Source organism: Pseudomonas sp. AK106 (genome assembly GCF_053903055.1).
Genome location: NZ_CP096426.1, coordinates 4,652,501 through 4,669,579 on the forward strand (window position 1 = coordinate 4,652,501; position 17,079 = coordinate 4,669,579).

16 protein-coding genes (1 of these 16 running past the window's edge) are annotated in these 17,079 nt (G+C 59.2%); 10 read left to right on the forward strand and 6 right to left on the reverse strand.

The window, feature by feature from the left end; all coding sequences use genetic code 11:
- Together M1E04_RS20495 and M1E04_RS20500 are read right to left on the reverse strand one after the other, a co-directional pair.
- Positions 1-570 carry the beginning of a CoA-acylating methylmalonate-semialdehyde dehydrogenase gene (locus tag M1E04_RS20495; RefSeq protein WP_456291948.1) on the reverse strand. Its footprint begins 924 nt before the window's first position, so only the first 570 of its 1,494 coding nucleotides appear in the window; the start codon lies at positions 568-570; its stop codon lies beyond the left edge, outside the window.
- A 67-nt stretch (positions 571-637) separates the two neighbouring features.
- Complete coding sequence (locus M1E04_RS20500; RefSeq protein WP_065987526.1) at positions 638-1,984, reverse strand: aspartate aminotransferase family protein; 1,347 nt, start codon at positions 1,982-1,984, stop codon at positions 638-640.
- A gap of 142 nt (positions 1,985-2,126) precedes the next feature.
- Here M1E04_RS20500 and M1E04_RS20505 point away from each other — a divergent pair, with 142 nt between their 5' ends.
- The 6 genes from M1E04_RS20505 (at position 2,127) to M1E04_RS20530 (ending at position 8,782) form a co-directional block, all read left to right on the forward strand.
- Positions 2,127-3,047, forward strand: a complete 921-nt coding sequence (locus M1E04_RS20505) for a LysR family transcriptional regulator (RefSeq protein WP_065987527.1) — start codon at positions 2,127-2,129, stop codon at positions 3,045-3,047.
- A gap of 174 nt (positions 3,048-3,221) precedes the next feature.
- Positions 3,222-4,607: a uracil-xanthine permease family protein gene (locus M1E04_RS20510; RefSeq protein ID WP_456291949.1), complete on the forward strand. Its 1,386-nt coding sequence runs from the start codon at positions 3,222-3,224 to the stop codon at positions 4,605-4,607.
- 84 nt (positions 4,608-4,691) lie between these two features.
- Positions 4,692-5,351, forward strand: a complete 660-nt coding sequence (locus M1E04_RS20515; protein WP_192132861.1) for a TetR/AcrR family transcriptional regulator — start codon at positions 4,692-4,694, stop codon at positions 5,349-5,351.
- A 32-nt stretch (positions 5,352-5,383) separates the two neighbouring features.
- Entirely contained in the window at positions 5,384-5,971 is a 588-nt protein-coding gene (locus M1E04_RS20520) for an IMPACT family protein (RefSeq protein ID WP_410930603.1), read from the forward strand.
- A gap of 598 nt (positions 5,972-6,569) precedes the next feature.
- Positions 6,570-7,256 (forward strand): SDR family oxidoreductase, encoded by a 687-nt coding sequence (locus M1E04_RS20525; RefSeq protein ID WP_456291950.1) that lies wholly within the window; start codon positions 6,570-6,572, stop codon positions 7,254-7,256.
- 170 nt (positions 7,257-7,426) lie between these two features.
- Entirely contained in the window at positions 7,427-8,782 is a 1,356-nt protein-coding gene (locus M1E04_RS20530) for an 8-oxoguanine deaminase (RefSeq protein ID WP_456291951.1), read from the forward strand.
- Between the two features lie 68 nt (positions 8,783-8,850).
- Here M1E04_RS20530 and M1E04_RS20535 read toward each other — a convergent pair whose 3' ends face one another.
- A complete protein-coding gene (locus M1E04_RS20535; RefSeq protein ID WP_192132869.1) occupies positions 8,851-9,942 on the reverse strand; it encodes a calcium:proton antiporter in 1,092 nt (363 codons plus the stop codon).
- Between the two features lie 329 nt (positions 9,943-10,271).
- Here M1E04_RS20535 and M1E04_RS20540 point away from each other — a divergent pair, with 329 nt between their 5' ends.
- Complete coding sequence (locus M1E04_RS20540; RefSeq protein ID WP_456291952.1) at positions 10,272-11,225, forward strand: adenosine deaminase; 954 nt, start codon at positions 10,272-10,274, stop codon at positions 11,223-11,225.
- Between the two features lie 71 nt (positions 11,226-11,296).
- Here the strand turns inward: M1E04_RS20540 and M1E04_RS20545 are convergent, their stop codons facing one another.
- Positions 11,297-11,989, reverse strand: coding sequence for an ArsR/SmtB family transcription factor (locus tag M1E04_RS20545; protein ID WP_065987535.1), 693 nt, complete (start codon positions 11,987-11,989; stop codon positions 11,297-11,299).
- 713 nt (positions 11,990-12,702) lie between these two features.
- A complete protein-coding gene (locus tag M1E04_RS20550; RefSeq protein ID WP_065987536.1) occupies positions 12,703-13,911 on the reverse strand; it encodes a multidrug effflux MFS transporter in 1,209 nt (402 codons plus the stop codon).
- 226 nt (positions 13,912-14,137) lie between these two features.
- On the opposite strand from M1E04_RS20550, the gene M1E04_RS20555 reads away from it, so the two are divergent.
- Complete coding sequence (locus tag M1E04_RS20555; protein ID WP_192132871.1) at positions 14,138-14,497, forward strand: hypothetical protein; 360 nt, start codon at positions 14,138-14,140, stop codon at positions 14,495-14,497.
- Positions 14,498-14,580: 83 nt separating this feature from the next.
- The gene (locus M1E04_RS20560; protein WP_456291953.1) at positions 14,581-15,075 is read left to right on the forward strand and encodes a GreA/GreB family elongation factor; all 495 of its coding nucleotides are present in this window, start codon (positions 14,581-14,583) and stop codon (positions 15,073-15,075) included.
- Positions 15,076-15,149: 74 nt separating this feature from the next.
- Here the strand turns inward: M1E04_RS20560 and ettA are convergent, their stop codons facing one another.
- Positions 15,150-16,814 carry an energy-dependent translational throttle protein EttA gene (gene ettA / locus M1E04_RS20565; protein ID WP_065987538.1) on the reverse strand — a complete coding sequence of 555 codons (1,665 nt, stop codon included), beginning with the start codon at positions 16,812-16,814 and terminating at the stop codon, positions 15,150-15,152.
- Positions 16,815-16,817: 3 nt separating this feature from the next.
- On the opposite strand from ettA, the gene M1E04_RS20570 reads away from it, so the two are divergent.
- The gene (locus M1E04_RS20570; RefSeq protein ID WP_192132875.1) at positions 16,818-17,009 is read left to right on the forward strand and encodes a hypothetical protein; all 192 of its coding nucleotides are present in this window, start codon (positions 16,818-16,820) and stop codon (positions 17,007-17,009) included.
- Positions 17,010-17,079: the final 70 nt, after the last annotated feature.

Here is a 17,079-nt window from a genome sequence, read left to right on the forward strand (position 1 = left end):
CTCATGCAGCAACTCAGCGATCAGCAACGTTGAGCTCGGATCGCGCTCGGACGGTTTGAGGATGAAACAGTTGCCGCAGGCGATCGCCAACGGGTACATCCAAAGCGGAACCATCGCGGGAAAGTTGAACGGGGTGATGCCCGCCACTACGCCAAGCGGCTGAAAGTCAGACCATGCATCAATGTTCGGGCCGACGTTGCGGCTGTACTCGCCCTTGAGGATCTCAGGCGCCGCACTCGCGTATTCGACATTCTCGATACCGCGTTTAAGTTCTCCCGCCGCGTCTTCGAGGGTCTTGCCGTGCTCTTCGCTGATCAGTCGGGCAATACGTGCCTCGTTCTGCTCCAAGAGCTGCTTGAAGCGGAACATCACCTGCGCGCGTTTGGCAGGAGGGGTGTTGCGCCATGCAGGGAAGGCCGCTTTGGCCGAGTCGATCGCCTGTTGCACGGTTTCGCGACTGGCGAGTGGCACCGTGCGAATGGCCTGGCCAGTCGACGGGTTGAACACATCGGCGCAGCGGCCGTTTTCGCTGATCAGCTCGCCATGTATCAGGTGTTGAATGGTGCTCATGCATAACTCCGGAAAATATCAGCCCGCAGGCGCTACCGAAGTGGCGCCTGTGAGCCTGCAAAGGGGATCAGTCGATTTGATTCAGGGCCTGACCAACTGCGTCAAACATGCGGTCGAGGTCGTCCGGCTTGCTGTTGAAAGTCGGGCCAAATTGCAGGGTGTCACCGCCGAAGCGCACGTAGAAACCGGCCTTCCACAGCTTCATCGCGGTCTCGAAGGGACGCACAATGGCATCGCCGTCGCGCGGTGCAATCTGAATAGCGCCTGCAAGCCCATAGTTACGGATGTCGACGACGTTTTTGCTGCCCTTGAGGCCGTGCAACGAGTTTTCGAAATGGGGTGCGGTTTCGGCTACTTGCTGCACCAGGCTCTCGCGCTGAATGATCTCCAGGGCGGCAAGCCCGGCAGCGCAGGCAACCGGATGAGCTGAATAGGTATAGCCATGGGGAAACTCCACGGCGTACTCGGGCGTCGGCTGGTTCATGAACGTCTGGTAGATCTCGGTGCTCGCAATGACTGCTCCCATGGGGATCGCACCGTTGGTGATCTGCTTGGCGATACACATCAAGTCCGGCGTCACGCCGAAGCTGTCGGCGCCGAACATCGAACCGGTGCGCCCGAAGCCAGTAATCACCTCGTCGAAAATCAGCAGAATATTGTGCTGATCACAGATTTCACGCAGACGCTTGAGATACCCCTGCGGCGGAACAATCACGCCCGCAGAGCCCGCCATGGGCTCAACGATCACCGCTGCAATGTTCGAAGCGTCGTGCAGCTCGATCAGCTTGAGCATCTCATCCGCCAGCGCAACGCCGCCCTGCTCCGGCATGCCACGTGAATAGGCGTTGCTGGCAAGCAGTGTATGAGGCAGATGATCGACGTCCATCAATTGCCCGAACATCTTGCGGTTGCCGTTGACGCCACCCAGGCTGGTGCCCGCGATGTTCACGCCGTGATAGCCACGGGCACGGCCGATCATCTTGGTTTTGGTCGCCTGGCCTTTCAAGCGCCAGTAAGCGCGCACCATCTTGACGGCAGTGTCAGCGCACTCCGATCCGGAGTCGGTATAGAAGACGTGATTCAGCTTGCCGGGTGTCAGATCGGTGATCTTTTCAGCCAGCTGGAAGGACAGCGGGTGTCCGAATTGGAATCCCGGCGAGTAGTCCAGCGTACCTAGCTGCCGGGAAACCGCTTCCTGAATCTCCTTGCGGGTGTGCCCTGCCCCACAGGTCCACAGCCCCGACAGACCGTCATAAATTTTGCGGCCTTTGTCGTCCGTGAGATAGCTCCCCTCGGCGGCGACGATCAGACGTGGATCGCGATGGAAGTTTCGGTTCGCCGTGTAGGGCATCCAGTGGGCGTCAAGTTTGAGTTGGCTCGCCAGAGACATGTCGGACGATTCGGGCATATTCATCGGAATTAACCTCACTGGTCGTGGGGGCCTGACTTCCCCATTGAATTGCGGGCGGGTGCAAGCCGGTTGCAGCTAAAGTGTCACGGGCATAAAGTCTGGAAAACCCTGCTTTTACGATCCTCAGTTCACCGGCCACTAAACTATGAGCACCCGCCGCAACGACCCGCTGGCGCAAGTCAGCGATTTTGACATCCGTCTGCTGCGCATCTTTCGCAGCGTAGTAGAGTCCGGCGGCTTCTCGGCAGCGGAAAGCGCGCTGGGTATTGGTCGATCTGCCATCAGTCAGCAGATGAGTGATCTCGAACAGCGCCTGGGATTACGCCTTTGCCAACGAGGCCGTGCCGGGTTTTCCCTGACGGAGGAAGGCCGAGAGGTTTATCAGTCATCACTGCAGCTATTGAGCGCACTTGAGAGTTTTCGTACGGAGGTGAACGGTCTTCACCGACATCTGCGCGGCGAATTGAACATCGGGCTAACGGACAATCTGGTCACACTCCCCCACATGCGCATCACCCACGCGCTTTCCCAGCTGAAAGAACGTGGCCCGGACGTGCACATCAATATCCGCATGATCGCGCCCAACGAAGTCGAGCAAGGGGTGCTCGACGGCAGCTTGCATGTTGGCGTCGTACCCCAGGCCAGCGCCTTGTCAGGCCTGGAATATCAGCCGCTGTATAGCGAACGTTCGCTGCTGTATTGCGCGGTCGGGCATCCCTTGTTTTACGTAGACGATGCGCTGCTTGACGACGATCGACTGTCCGCACAGGAAACCATTGCGCCGACGTTTCGTCTGCCGAGTGAAATCCAGGCCCACTATCAGGCGTTGAAGTGCACCGCGAGCGCGTCGGATCGGGAAGGCATGGCGTTTCTGATTCTGACCGGGCGTTACATCGGTTATCTGCCCGACCACTACGCCAGCCTTTGGGTGCAACAAGGTCGGCTGCGTGCGCTGAAGCCCAAAGCGCGGTTTTATGACCTCAGCCTTGTGACCGTCACGCGCAAAGGCCGCCGCCCCCATTTGGTGCTGGAAAGTTTTCTGGAGAGTCTGGCTGCCACACGATGAAGCCGGCTCAGTACGTCGACGCCTCAATAACACGCCGTCAACCGGCTGCCATATTCGTCCAGCCCTTGAGACACGGGCATGTACAGCGAATCGGTGAACAGGTAACTGATCAATTGGACAGGTTTTTGCAGTAACGCTGGATGTCGAAGCCCCACACAAACATCGAGAGCCAGCATGCAGCCTGAAGCGCCAGACAATAACGACCTCATCTATGGCCTCAACGACCGACCGCACCCCGGGCCCGCGGTCCTGGCTGCAATCCAGCATGTCCTCGCCGCATTCGTGGGCATTATCACGCCGCCACTGATTATCGGATCGGCGCTCGGGCTCGGTGCTTACATGCCTTATCTGATCAGCATGGCGCTGATGGTCTCGGGTGTGGGCACGTTCATTCAGGCGCGCCGACCGTTCGGTATCGGCGCCGGCATGATTTGCCTGCAAGGCACCAGCTTCGCATTTCTCGGTGCGGTGCTGTCGGCAGGTTTCATGGTCAAGCAGCGCGGTGGCAGCCCGGAAGACATCATGGCCATGGTGTTCGGGGTATGTTTCTTCGGCGCCGTCGTGCAGATTGTGCTGAGCCGTTTCATCGGCCAATTGCGTCGGGTGATCACACCGCTGGTCACCGGTATCGTCATCACGCTGATCGGCGTCAGTCTGATCAAGGTCGGCGTGACTGATCTGGGAGGCGGCTTCAACGCTCCGGACTTCGGCGAGCCGGTGAATCTGGCCCTTGGCGTTTTTGTGCTGGCAGTGATCGTCGTGCTCAACCGTTCAAGCGCGCCCTGGTTGCGGCTGTCGGCCATTATTATCGGGCTCGCGGTCGGCAGCATTGCAGCGTGGTTCAGCGGCAAGCTCTTACCTCACTCCATCGCCGATGTTGCGCTGGTCAGCATTCCCGTGCCCTTTCGGTTCGGATTCAGCTTCGACTGGGCCGCGTTCCTACCGGTAGCGCTTATTTATCTGATCAGCAGTATCGAAACCGTCGGCGACCTCACCGCCAACTGCATGCTCTCCCGCGAACCCATCAAGGGCCAAAGCTACATTGCCCGACTGAAGGGCGGTGTATTGGGCGACGGTGTCAGTTGCATGATCGCGGCGACTTTCAGCGCATTCCCGAATACCACCTTTGCGCAGAATAACGGGGTGATTCAGCTCACCGGCGTGGCCAGCCGCTATGTCGGCCTCTATATAGGAGCGATCCTTTTTCTGCTTGGACTGTTTCCGGTGATCGGTGCGGTTCTTCAGCAGATTCCGAAACCAGTGCTTGGCGGCGCAACATTGGTGATGTTCGGCAGCGTCGCGGCGGCGGGCGTCCGGATCCTTGCTCAAGCGCCGCTGGATCGCCGCAGCATGTTGATCATCGCCACCTCGTTCGGTGTAGGGCTGGGTATCGCGGCGCAGCCGACGCTGCTGCATCATTTGCCGCAATGGGTGCAGAGCCTGTTTGACTCGGCAATCACCAGCGGCGGTCTGACGGCCATCGTGATGTGCCTGTTACTTCCGGAGGCCAAGACCTCGAGCGAAGCCAACAACCAGGCAACGGAATCCTTTGAGCACTGATTTACAAGGTCACGCTTGTCGGATGATCGCGGGTGCGCTATGTGTTCACCGCGTCGCACCCAAATGATCCGTCTGGAACCGCACATGACCCTCGAAGTCCCCGCTCACAGCCCCAGCGCCACCAAACCGGCCAGCCGCATTCGGCAGAAGAACGAAGAAGCGATCCTCAAGGCTGCCGAGGACGAGTTCGCTCGGCATGGCTTCAAGGGCACCAGCATGAACACCATCGCGCAGAATGCCGGTTTGCCCAAAGCCAACTTGCACTATTACTTCACCAACAAGCTGGGTCTGTATATCGCGGTGCTGAGCAACATCATCGAGTTGTGGGACAGCACCTTTAACAACTTGAGCGCAGACGACGATCCGGCACAGGCGCTGACGCACTACATACGCGCCAAGATGGAGTTCTCACGACGCCAGCCACAAGCTTCGCGCATATTCGCGATGGAGATCATCAGTGGCGGCGAGTGCCTGAGCCAGTATTTCAGCCAGGACTACCGCGAATGGTTCCAGGGGCGTGCCGCCGTTTTCCAGGCCTGGATCGACGACGGAAAGATGGATCCGGTCGATCCGGTGCATCTGATTTTCCTGCTGTGGGGCAGCACTCAGCATTACGCTGACTTCGCCACGCAGATTTGCCAGGTCACCGGCCGTTCGAAGCTGACCAAGCAAGACATGGAGGCCGCTGGGGATAACTTGATCCGCATTATCCTCAAAGGCTGCGGACTCACGCCTGCTTTATAACCCTGAAAACCCAAGCGCAGTCTGGAACTACAATGCCTTTTACGCTCACCGGCCCCTGCGAGTTTCGCGAAGAGATTCGCAAGAGCCGATTCATTACCCTCGCCGCCCCCATCGACACGGCTGCCGATGCTCAAGCGTTCATCGAGGAGCACAGTGATCTCGACGCCACGCACAATTGCTGGGCCTGGAAGCTGGGCGCGCAGTACCGCAGCAACGACGATGGAGAACCGGGCGGCACGGCTGGGCGGCCGATACTCGCGGCCATTGATGCTCAGGATTTCGATCAGGTCGTAGTGCTGGTCATCCGCTGGTACGGCGGGATTCAACTGGGCACCGGCGGGCTCGCGAGGGCCTACGGTGGAGGCGCCAATAAATGCCTGCAGCAGGCTGATCGGGTGCCGTTGATCAACCGAGTGTCGTTGCAATTCGATTGCAGCTTCAGTGAACTGGTGCTGATAAAGCTGCGAGTGGCTGAACTCAACGGGCTTGTGGAGGATGAGCGCTTCAACGCAAACGGCGTCACGCTCTCAATCGCCCTGGGGCCCGAGCAGATCGAAACGCTTCAGCGCCAATTGTCCGACATCAGTCGCGGTCGGATCGTGTTGCAGCGGCCGCAGTAACCGATCCACGGACCCATCGACGCCTTCCCGGCTAAAGCCGGTCCTGCAATGAAACGCGACGACCCTAATCGCCAGTGGATTTGCCCACATCTACTGTGCATCCGGCTGTGGACAAGCTGAGCACACACCGCCGCAGCCCTTGATCCATATGGCTTGGCGGAGCTTGATCACTTTTTAGCCAAAACAGTGCCTTGTGAGTAAAACCTGTCGTAAAACAGGATGTTAACGCCAGTTATGCCGATGCAACCCCCGATTCGAGCGGACTGTATCGCTACTCCACAGTTGCTCACATTACCTGTGGAGCAAACTGTGGATAACCCGTGCAAGCCTTCGCCGACTGCCGGGTACAGCACGCATTGGCGGAATTGGATATTTTTTATACAGACATACCGCCAGCAGGCACGAGCGTGCGCCATCCTGCCCCCTGAGCTTCCTGTGGGAAACGTCCACTCACATATGTCGCGAGCCTCTGTCATCCTCTGGCGCTAACGTGAGCGCCTCGCGGCAACACGGCGCTTCAAGAAACAAAATTCCCGTCGCGCCGTGCTGTCCATGGATTGAGCTAAATTTTTTGTTTGCCTGTAAAGGAGTCATTTCAATGTCCACCCCTAAAACAGCCCTGATCATCGGAGCGTCACGCGGCCTCGGCCTCGGACTGGTGAAACGTCTGACGGAACTGGGCTGGGAAGTCACTGCCACCGTCCGCGACGCTCAAAAGGCCGACGAGATCAAGGCACTGCCGAATGTTCACTTGCAGACACTGGACATCGACGAGCCGTCTTCCCTCGAAGTGCTGACTCATAACCTCAAGGGCCAGACGTATGACCTGCTGTTCGTCAACGCCGGCGTGATGGGTCCGATGCATCCCAACCCCACCGACGCCACTGCCGGCGAACTGGGTCAGCTGTTTCTCACCAACGCCGTCGCGCCCATCCGCCTCGCCAAGCGCTTCGTCGACCAGATCCGTCCCGAGACCGGCGTGATTGCGTTCATGAGCTCGGTGCTCGGCAGCGTCACCATGCCAGACGCGCCAGAGATGGCGCTGTACAAAGCAAGCAAAGCCGCGCTGAACTCAATGACCCACACGTTCGTGACGCAATTGGCCGATAACAAGCCCACCGTGGTATCGATGCACCCGGGCTGGGTCCGTACGGCGATGGGTGGCGAAGGCGCGGATATCGACGTCGAGACCAGCGTGCGTGGGATTGTCGAGCAGATTGAGCGGTTTGCAGGGAAAGGCGGTCATCACTTCGTGAACTATAAGGGTGAGACGATTCCCTGGTGATTGCGATGCAAGTCGCGGCAGCATGAGCTGACGTGACTTGCCCGCGCCCGCCACACCATTCTAGAATCCGCCCTCGCCTCGCAGCACGTTCGATGCTGCGGCGACCCTGGATCAGCAGACAGGGCAACACTGAGCTGGCGACCTGAACCCACTTTCAGAGGAGCCGGCCAATGCCCGCGATCCGTACCTGGTTGAAAAATCCCCTCGCCGTTTTCACGGCCAATGAACTCGATGCTCGCGGCGGCCTGGTGGTCGAAGGCGGGGTTATCGCTGAGATGCTCCCGCTCGGGCAACAGCCTGCACAGCCTTGCGATCACGTATTCGATGCACGGGAGCATGTGCTGCTGCCCGGCCTGATCAACACTCACCACCACTTTTATCAAACGCTGACTCGCGCCTGGGGCCCGGTGGTCAATCAGCCGTTATTCCCCTGGCTGAAAACCCTGTACCCGGTGTGGGCGCGATTAACGCCGGAAAAGCTCGCACTGGCCAGCAAGGTCGCCCTGACCGAGTTGCTGCTGTCGGGCTGCACCACCGCCGCCGACCACCATTATTTGTTTCCGCAGGGTCTGGAAGACGCCATCGATGTCCAGGTAGAAAGCGTCCGCGAACTGGGGATGCGCGCGATGCTGACGCGGGGTTCGATGACCCTGGGCGAGGCAGACGGAGGCCTGCCACCCCAACAAACCGTCCAGCAGGGCCAGGTGATTCTCGATGACAGCGTGCGGTTGATCGAGACCTACCACGAGCGGGGTGACGGCGCGCAAGTCCAGATTGCGTTAGCACCGTGTTCGCCGTTTTCCGTGACAACCGAGATCATGGCTGAAAGCGCGGCGCTGGCGGAGAAGCACGACGTGCGCCTGCACACGCATCTGGCCGAAACCCTGGATGAAGAGGATTTCTGCCTGCAGCGCTTCGGCCTGCGCACAGTGGATTACCTGGACAGCGTCGGGTGGCTTGGCCCTCGTACCTGGCTGGCGCACGGGATTCACTTCAACAGTGAAGAGATCACACGCCTCGGCCAGGCGGGCACCGGGGTCTGTCATTGCCCGAGTTCGAACATGCGCCTTGCATCAGGCATCTGCCCCACGCTGGACCTGCTTGCGGCGGGCGCGACAATCGGTCTGGGCGTCGATGGATCTGCGTCAAACGACGCCTCGAACATGATGCTGGAAGCCAAGCAAGCGCTTTACCTGCAGCGCTTGCGTTACGGGGCGGAAAAGATCACGCCGGAACTGGCATTGGGCTGGGCGACCAAGGGCTCGGCGCAATTGTTGGGCCGGCAGGACATTGGCGAGTTGGCCGTGGGCAAACAGGCTGATCTGGCGCTGTTCAAGCTGGACGAGTTGCGCTTCTCTGGCAGCCACGATCCGCTCTCGGCGCTGTTGCTGTGCGGGGCTGATCGCGCAGATCGGGTGATGATCGGCGGCAAATGGCGAGTGATTGACGGTGAGGTAGAAGGGCTGGATCTGAAGGGATTGGTCGCAGACCATCGGCAGGCCGCTGCGGAATTGATCAGAGGGTGATGCGTTGCCGCAGCGGTGGGGAAGTGAAACTGCTGACTCCCCACTGCTGCCCTCAAGCCGAAACCGGTCTACAGCCCCATCAAAGACAGCATGATGAAGGTGGCAAACAGCACAAAATGCGTCATGCCTTCGATGGCGTTGGTTTCGCCGTCGTTGAGGTTGATGGCGCAGACCAGCAAGGTGACGAAGATCATCACTGTCTGCACCGGCGTCATCGCCATCTGGAACGCCTGACCGCTGTAGAGCGCCATGCCTTCCATGACCGGAACGGTCAGGATCACCGTCGACAGCGAGGCCCCCAGCGCAATGTTGACCACTGACTGCATGCGGTTGGCCAGCGCGGCTCGCAAGGCGGTCAGGATTTCCGGCGCTGCCGAGATCGCCGCCACCAGAATCGCCGTCATGACAGGCGGCGCGCCGCTGCCTTCCAGACCCAGATCGACGGTTTTCGACATGACCTCGGCCAACGCGCCAATCACCACCACGCCGAAAACCAGCGTGGCGATCGAACGCGTCAGGTTGACTGGCTCGTGCGCTTCTTCGGCCTCACCCTTGCGGCGCTTCTTGTCCGGGTAGTTGTAGCTGAAGAAGTAACTGTGCGGCCCAACCTGCATACGCAGGAACAGCGCATAAAGCAGAATCATTGCGCCGATGGTGAAGGCCGAGTAAAGCTTCCACTTCCCTTCGGGAATGAATTCCGGCACCACCATCGACACCGCCATGGCAGTCAGAATCATCACGCTGTAAGACCGCGCGGAGTCATCGTTGTAAGACTGTTCGCCGTGCTTGAGCCCGCCCATCAACGCGGCCAGACCCAGAATCCCGTTGATGTCGAGCATTACGGCCGAGTAGATGGTGTCCCGCACCAGCGTGGGTGAAGGTTCGTTACTCATCATGATCGCCAGAATCACGACCTCAACCAGCACCGCCGACAAGGTCAGGATCATCGTACCGTAGGGATCACCGACCTTTTCCGCCAGCAACTCGGCATGGTGAGCCACGCGCAGCGAGGCGCATATGATGAAGCCCACCAGGGCGATGCCCGCGATCAGCGCGATGGTGTGCCCATTGCTGAGCAACTGATGTTCGTAGAAGTACGCGAAAAAGGTCGCAATGACCGCCAGTAGAAGAAACTTTTCCTGCTTTAGAATCGTGCCCATCGCTGCCTTTTAGCCCCTTGCGACCCTGGCCGCACATCCATGAAGTGAAGTTTACTGAAGCGCTTGAGAGTGTGGATGTAAACAAAGGTTTCAAGACAGGTTAGCAGCGGGTCGCGACACATCGTCGCGCCGCCCCATCAAATTGTCTTCAATCTGACGGTGTTCAGGACCGGCAGTCGCCTATAAACCCCGGCAAATGCGACGTATCGTTGCCTGAACCGTTGGTGATGCAAGCCAAAGTACCGTGTGAACCGTCCGGTCAGGTTTTATTCAGCCCACGCGCCTGACTCTGTAGAATGCCCGGCATTGCACCTTAAGAGACAACGCCCATGTACGACTGGTTGAACGCCCTGCCCAAGGCAGAACTGCACCTGCATCTGGAGGGCTCGCTGGAGCCGGAACTGTTGTTCGCTCTGGCTGAGCGCAACAAGATCGCCCTGCCCTGGGCAGACGTCGAAACCCTGCGCAAGGCCTATGCCTTCAATAATCTGCAGGAGTTTCTCGACCTGTATTACCGCGGCGCCGACGTGCTGCGCACCGAGCAGGATTTCTACGACCTGACCTGGGCCTACCTGGAGCGCTGCAAGGAGCAGAACGTCATTCACACCGAACCGTTCTTCGATCCTCAGACCCACACCGACCGTGGCATCCCGTTTGAAGTCGTGCTTAACGGCATTGCCGGCGCCTTGAAAGACGGCAAGGAAAAACTCGGCATCGGCAGTGGCCTGATCCTCAGCTTCCTGCGCCATTTGAGCGAAGACGAAGCGCAGAAAACCCTCGATATGGCCCTGCCCTATCGCGATACCTTCGTCGCCGTCGGCCTGGACAGCTCGGAAATGGGCCATCCGCCGAGCAAGTTCAAGCGCGTCTTTGATCGCGCTCGCGGTGAAGGCTTCCTGACTGTTGCCCACGCCGGTGAAGAAGGTCCGCCGGAGTACATCTGGGAAGCACTGGATTTGCTGAAGATCCAGCGTATCGATCACGGCGTGCGCGCCATCGAAGACGAGCGCCTGATGCAGCGCATCATCGATGAGCAAATCCCCCTGACGGTCTGCCCGTTGTCCAACACCAAGCTCTGCGTTTTCGATCACATGGGTCAGCACAACATTCTGGACATGCTCGAGCGCGGCGTGAAAGTGACCGTCAACTCCGATGATCCGGCGTACTTCGGGGGCTACGTGACCGAGAACTTCCACGCGCTGCACACCCATCTGGGCATGACCCAGGATCAGGCCAAGCGCCTGGCGCAAAACAGCCTCGACGCCCGCCTGATCAAGCCCTGATCAGTCACCTCCTTTGATGAGCAAAAGCGTGTGGACGTTCTGCGCCACACGCCGCGCTTCCTCCGAGGGCGTCACGCCGCCGAAGCGATCTTGCTGATTTCTCGCTGACCATTGGAAGAGACCTGCAACGTAGAGGCCTCTTCCGTCGTCCGCAGCCAACCCAGCTGCATGAACAACTGCAAAAGCCCTGCCCCCAAGGCGCCGCCCAGGTGCGGCCTGCTTTCATGGCAGTCAACACAGGCACACACGGCTTCGCGTCGTCTGTGGGCCAGCGCGGGAATAAAAATCCCCCGTTCGGCAAAGCGGGAAATACCGACACTGGTGACTTCGAGACGGTGCTCGGATTGTTCGATCCAGCCCGCGCCCAGCATCCTCAAATACAGCTCGGCCCCCATTTCGCCACCCAGGTGATCCGCGCAGACACTGGCACGACACAGCGGCAGTGGGGGCAACGGTTGCGCCATGCTGCGGCTGATCAGATCCGCGCTGACCATTGATGCACTGACCAGCGCCTGGACGGCGGTGCGGACTTCCGGGGCAGCGAGCCTGAAGTAGCGCTTGCGGGCACGCACTTCGTGGCGCAGCAATCCCCCGGCGGCAAGGCGAGCCAGATGCGCACCGGCGGAGGAAGTGGAAAGACCCACCAGCGAAGCTACTTCATTGGCCGCCCGCGATGTTCCGTCCATTAATGCCCACACGATCGCACTGCGTTTGGGGTCGGCGAGCAACGCAGCGATCTGGCTGATGCAAGGTACATATTCCATGTCTTCACTCCCTGTTGAACATTATCTAAGCGGACCGGCGCCGGTGCGCAGGTCGAGGCGTGCATTGGCGCGGGATCACGGGCGTAATCAGTCGAAAGCGCCGGGCCGCTGCTGTGGTGGACCATCATCGGTGTTTAAGGCGAAAACGAACCTTGATTTAAATCACCTCATACGAACTCTGATTGCTTGAACTTGCAGGCCATACAGATAGCTGCGCCATCGCAATACAGTTAGAAAAATGAGAATTAAATCGGATCCATGACGGCGCTTAGTATAAGACCTGCAGCCGATCGGCGGATCAACTTGTCCATGGGCTTGCCCTTTGTTTGTGGGCCGTTTTGGCGAATGTTCAGCATAATCCGGCATATCATTTGATGGACAGACTCAGCTGGATAGCCGCCTTCCCCCCTTAAAGGACGGGCATTTGCGGGAATGACGGCAGTTCGCGAATTTAGCGCCAGGGCGATTGCCTACAACGGAAACTCCTGAGCCCTTCAAGAAAATAATCTGCTGACGGGGGATGTCAGAAGTGAACTTCTCTGGATAAATCACGCGACTCCCTTAAGAGTTTTGATTCCCTGTAAGAAGTTTCCAATTCGAAAGTAGTAAACAACCTCATGTAACCCACTCTTTTTCAACAGGCTGAACATGCTTGTACAGGCACACATTAAACCCGGTGAAAATCGGCAACGCGTTAACGTTGCCGACGTCGGTTAAATACGCACATCCGTGTGGGGAGTCTGCGCGTCTCGCTTCTGCTGCGACCGGCGAGTGATCATGGCAAGCGTCACAGCCAGCACACCACACAAGGTAATGACGGTCGCCATCGGCACGGCTGTTCCGTCATGCAGTACGCCAACCAGTGCCGCAGCGCCCGCTGCGACACTGAATTGCAAACACCCCAACAAGGCCGACGCGCTGCCCGCGCGTTTGCCCTGCCCGCTCATCGCGCACGCTGAAGCGTTAGGGATGATGCAGCCCAGGCTGGCGATATAGATGAACAGCGGGATCAGCAGCGGCCACAGCTTTTCGGTGTGCAGGGAGGCGATGGTCAACAGCACGAGAGCGGCAGCGAGATAGATCCAGACAGTCCGCGACAGCAACCACGCCGGACCATAGCGGCCAACGAGTCGGGCGTTCACCTGGGCGATGAGGATGAAGCCGGCAGCGTTGATGCCGAACAACCAGCCGTAGTGTTCCGCCGGGACGCCGTAGAGCTTGATGAAAACGAAAGGCGAGCCAGCAATGTAGGAGAACATCCCGGCCATCGCGATGCCGCCGGTGAGCGCGTGGCCCAGAAAGATCCGGTCGCCCAGCAGGTTCCAGTAAGAACCCAGCGCGCCCGAGAGCGGCAGTCGCGGGTGGCCGGCCGGCATGCTTTCCGGCAAGCCCCTGAATACCGCCACTGCGGTGAGTGCGCTGAATCCCGTCAAGGTCAGGAAGATGGCCTGCCAACCCACGACGTTGACCAACAACCCGCCCAGCATGGGGGCCAGAATCGGCGCCAGGCCCATGACCAGCATCAATTGCGAGAACACCTTGGCCGAGTCGACGGGTGAGCATTTGTCGCTGACGATCGCCCGCGACAGCACCATGCCGGCACATCCGCCCAACGCTTGTACGAAGCGGGCAGCAATCAGCCACTCCAGTGAAGGCGCCAGGGCGCACGCCAGGGATGCGAGGGTGAACAAGCCGACGCCAAACAACAGCGGGATCCGACGGCCGAAACGATCGGCGATCGGGCCATAGGCAAGCTGGCCGATGCTCAGGCCGAGGAAATAAGAGGCCAGGGTCAGCTGAACGTGTTTCTCGTCGGTGCCGAACGCCAACGCGATGGCCGGGAAACCTGGCAGGTAAAAGTCGATGGCCAACGGGCCAAAAGCGCTGAGTGCGCCGAGGATCAGAATCGTTCTGAGGTTCATCAATCTTCCTAAACGGTTTTGCGCAGCGCGACAGTTTAACAACCTTGAATCTGCACGGCCCGCTCAGAGGAAAATTACCGGACGTTTTTCAAGCTATCGTCGCCAAGCAAAGAAGGCGGAACTTAATGCGCGTGACCGGGCATCGGTTAATGGATTTCCTACAGCGTTTTTACCAATAACTCACAGAAGCGCTTCTAAACTTCTCTCAAGCAGTGAGGAAATCAAAATGAATGCGCGATGGGCTGTGCTGTGGTGCGTTGTAGTCATCGCCGGATGTCAGTCTACCCACGACCAGTTAGTGGCCGAAGGTTACCCACCGGCATTCGCTGACGGTTTTCAGGATGGCTGCGGGAGCGGGCGGCAATCCATCGATCTCATGAAAGGGCAATTCAAAAAGGACGTGCCGCGCTATTTGCGTGACACGCTGTATGCGCAAGGCTGGTCGGACGGATTCCGCCAGTGCCAGGCGCAACTTGCCAACAGCAATGTCCAGGATCAGGGCCGCGACAGCATCTGGAATGACCGGGACCGCGATTGGGACCGTCAGCGAACTCAGGACGCCGCCAAAGCCTACCGCTCTCATTGAAAGCCTGCCGCGGCGGACAGCGCGTGAAACTATCGGGGACTCACTATGGCCCAATGTGATCAAGCCATGAACAGGAGCCCGCCATGAGTCGCGCCTTCGTCAACGAAGACAACGCCGCCGCGCAAATCGACCCGCCGGTTGAACGGCAGATCAGCGCCCAGATCAACTACGTCACCCAGCGCGGCTTTGATCAATTGCAGGTTCAGGTTGAGCAGCTGCAAGCGCAATACAGCGAACAGAACGCCCAAGGTGATGACGCCGACAAACAGCGCATGGCCGAAATCGAACGCGACCTGCGTTATTTCAACCAGCGCCTGCAGAGCGCCCAAGTGGTCAGCAGCGCGTCAGAGGACAAGGTTCAGATTGGCAGTTGGGTGACCTTTGCCGACGAGGACAGTGTCGAGCAGCGCGTGCAACTGGTCGGAGAGGATCAGGCCGATGCTGGCAGTCAGTTGATCAATTGGGCGTCGCCGCTGGGCAAGGCGTTGCTCGGCGCCAGTGTCGGTGACGAAGTCACTTGGCAGCGGCCGGTTGGCGATGCAGTCATCGAGGTCATGCGGATTGAGGCCGGCGACTGACTCAATTGACCGGCAATAGGCCAGACAAAAAAACGGAGCCCGAAGGCTCCGTTTTTTTATGACACCAACCCGAATCAGGCCAGTTTTTTGTGACGCACGCGGTGCGGCTGAGCGGCTGCGTCGCCGAGGCGTTTCTTGCGATCGGCTTCGTACTCGGTGTAGTTGCCTTCGAAGAACACAGCTTGCGAGTCATCTTCGTACGCGAGGATGTGAGTTGCAACGCGGTCAAGGAACCACCGATCGTGAGAGATCACAATGGCAGCACCCGGGAAGTCCAGCAGGGCTTCTTCGAGGGAACGCAGGGTTTCAACGTCGAGGTCGTTTGACGGTTCGTCGAGGAGCAGGACGTTGCCGCCCTCCTTCAACGTCAGCGCCAGGTGCAGACGACCGCGCTCACCGCCAGACAGGTCCTTCACGAACTTCTGCTGATCACCGCCTTTGAAGTTGAAACGGCCGACATAGGTGCGCGACGGGATTTCGTAGTTGCCGATCTTGATCTGATCGGAGCCGTCGGAAATCTGCGCGAACACGGTTTTGCTGCCGTCCAGGTCGTCGCGGCTTTGATCGACGCATGCCAGCTGCACGGTTTCGCCGACTTCGATGGAGCCGGAATCCGGTTGCTCCTTGCCCATCAGCATGCGGAACAGCGTTGACTTACCGGCACCGTTACCGCCGATCACGCCGACGATGGCGCCTTTAGGCATGGAGAACGACAGGTTGTCGATCAGCACGCGATCGCCATAGCCCTTGGTGACGTTCTTGAACTCGATGACCTTGTCGCCCAGGCGCGGACCAGCCGGGATGTAGATCTCGTTGGTTTCGCTGCGCTTCTGGAATTCCTGGGACTGGAGCTCTTCGAAGCGCTGCAGGCGGGCCTTGGATTTCGACTGGCGCGCCTTGGCGCCTTTACGGACCCACTCGAGTTCTTCTTTCATGGCCTTTTCATGGGCCGACTGCTGCTTCGATTCGGCCGCCAGACGATCGGACTTGGCTTCAAGCCAGCCGGAGTAGTTGCCTTCGTACGGAATGCCCGCACCGCGGTCGAGTTCCAGAATCCAGCCGGCGACGTTGTCGAGGAAGTACCGGTCGTGGGTGATCGCCACGACGGTGCCCGGGAAATCGTGCAGGAAATGCTCGAGCCAGGCGACAGAGTCGGCGTCCAGGTGGTTGGTCGGTTCGTCGAGCAGCAGCATGTCCGGGGCGGACAGCAACAGGCGGCACAGCGCGACGCGACGTTTCTCACCACCAGAGAGGTGTTCGACCTTGGCATCCCAGGCCGGCAGACGCAGCGCATCGGCGGCGACTTCCAGCTGGCGCTCCAGGTTGTGGCCGTCGCTGGCTTGCAGGATGGACTCCAGCTTGGCCTGCTCGGCCGCCAGCTTGTCGAAATCAGCGTCCGGCTCCGCGTAGGCGGCATAGACTTCGTCCAGGCGCGCTTGAGCGTCCTTGATCACGCTGACCGCTTCCTCGACCACTTCCCGTACGGTCTTGGTCGGGTCGAGCTGCGGCTCTTGGGGCAGATAGCCGATGTTCAGCTCGGGCATCGGGCGCGCTTCACCATCAAACTCGGTGTCGACACCGGCCATGATTTTCAGCAGCGTGGATTTACCCGAACCGTTGAGGCCGAGGACGCCGATCTTGGCGCCGGGGAAAAACGAGAGGGAGATGTTTTTCAGGATTTCCCGCTTCGGCGGAACAACTTTGCTCAGCCGATGCATGGTAAAGACGTATTGAGCCATGGAATGAAAACCTGGAATGAGACGGTGAATAAAGGAGCGAGCTTGGTGCTGCGTCGCAAAAAATGCGTTTATCTTCGCGCCGCAGCTTGCCGTAGCGCGATTCCGGGCCTTGAATTGATCAGGCCGAAGCGGCGCGGCGGGGACAAACTTCCGAGCACCGGTATTGAAGCTGGAGCAATGCTTGCAGTCTTCTGAAGCATGCAAGCACACCGTGCAGAAACCGGCGCGTCGCGCGTGGCGCAAAGCTACCCGAATGCACGCAGCA

Coding starts and splice junctions, on each gene's coding strand:
- M1E04_RS20500 (WP_065987526.1), bottom strand. CDS start 1,984: ATGAATATGCCCGAATCGTCCGACATGTCTCTGGCGAGCCAACTCAAA.
- M1E04_RS20505 (WP_065987527.1), top strand. CDS start 2,127: ATGAGCACCCGCCGCAACGACCCGCTGGCGCAAGTCAGCGATTTTGAC.
- M1E04_RS20510 (WP_456291949.1), top strand. CDS start 3,222: ATGCAGCCTGAAGCGCCAGACAATAACGACCTCATCTATGGCCTCAAC.
- M1E04_RS20515 (WP_192132861.1), top strand. CDS start 4,692: ATGACCCTCGAAGTCCCCGCTCACAGCCCCAGCGCCACCAAACCGGCC.
- M1E04_RS20520 (WP_410930603.1), top strand. CDS start 5,384: ATGCCTTTTACGCTCACCGGCCCCTGCGAGTTTCGCGAAGAGATTCGC.
- M1E04_RS20525 (WP_456291950.1), top strand. CDS start 6,570: ATGTCCACCCCTAAAACAGCCCTGATCATCGGAGCGTCACGCGGCCTC.
- M1E04_RS20530 (WP_456291951.1), top strand. CDS start 7,427: ATGCCCGCGATCCGTACCTGGTTGAAAAATCCCCTCGCCGTTTTCACG.
- M1E04_RS20535 (WP_192132869.1), bottom strand. CDS start 9,942: ATGGGCACGATTCTAAAGCAGGAAAAGTTTCTTCTACTGGCGGTCATT.
- M1E04_RS20540 (WP_456291952.1), top strand. CDS start 10,272: ATGTACGACTGGTTGAACGCCCTGCCCAAGGCAGAACTGCACCTGCAT.
- M1E04_RS20545 (WP_065987535.1), bottom strand. CDS start 11,989: ATGGAATATGTACCTTGCATCAGCCAGATCGCTGCGTTGCTCGCCGAC.
- M1E04_RS20550 (WP_065987536.1), bottom strand. CDS start 13,911: ATGAACCTCAGAACGATTCTGATCCTCGGCGCACTCAGCGCTTTTGGC.
- M1E04_RS20555 (WP_192132871.1), top strand. CDS start 14,138: ATGAATGCGCGATGGGCTGTGCTGTGGTGCGTTGTAGTCATCGCCGGA.
- M1E04_RS20560 (WP_456291953.1), top strand. CDS start 14,581: ATGAGTCGCGCCTTCGTCAACGAAGACAACGCCGCCGCGCAAATCGAC.
- ettA (WP_065987538.1), bottom strand. CDS start 16,814: ATGGCTCAATACGTCTTTACCATGCATCGGCTGAGCAAAGTTGTTCCG.
- M1E04_RS20570 (WP_192132875.1), top strand. CDS start 16,818: ATGAAAACCTGGAATGAGACGGTGAATAAAGGAGCGAGCTTGGTGCTG.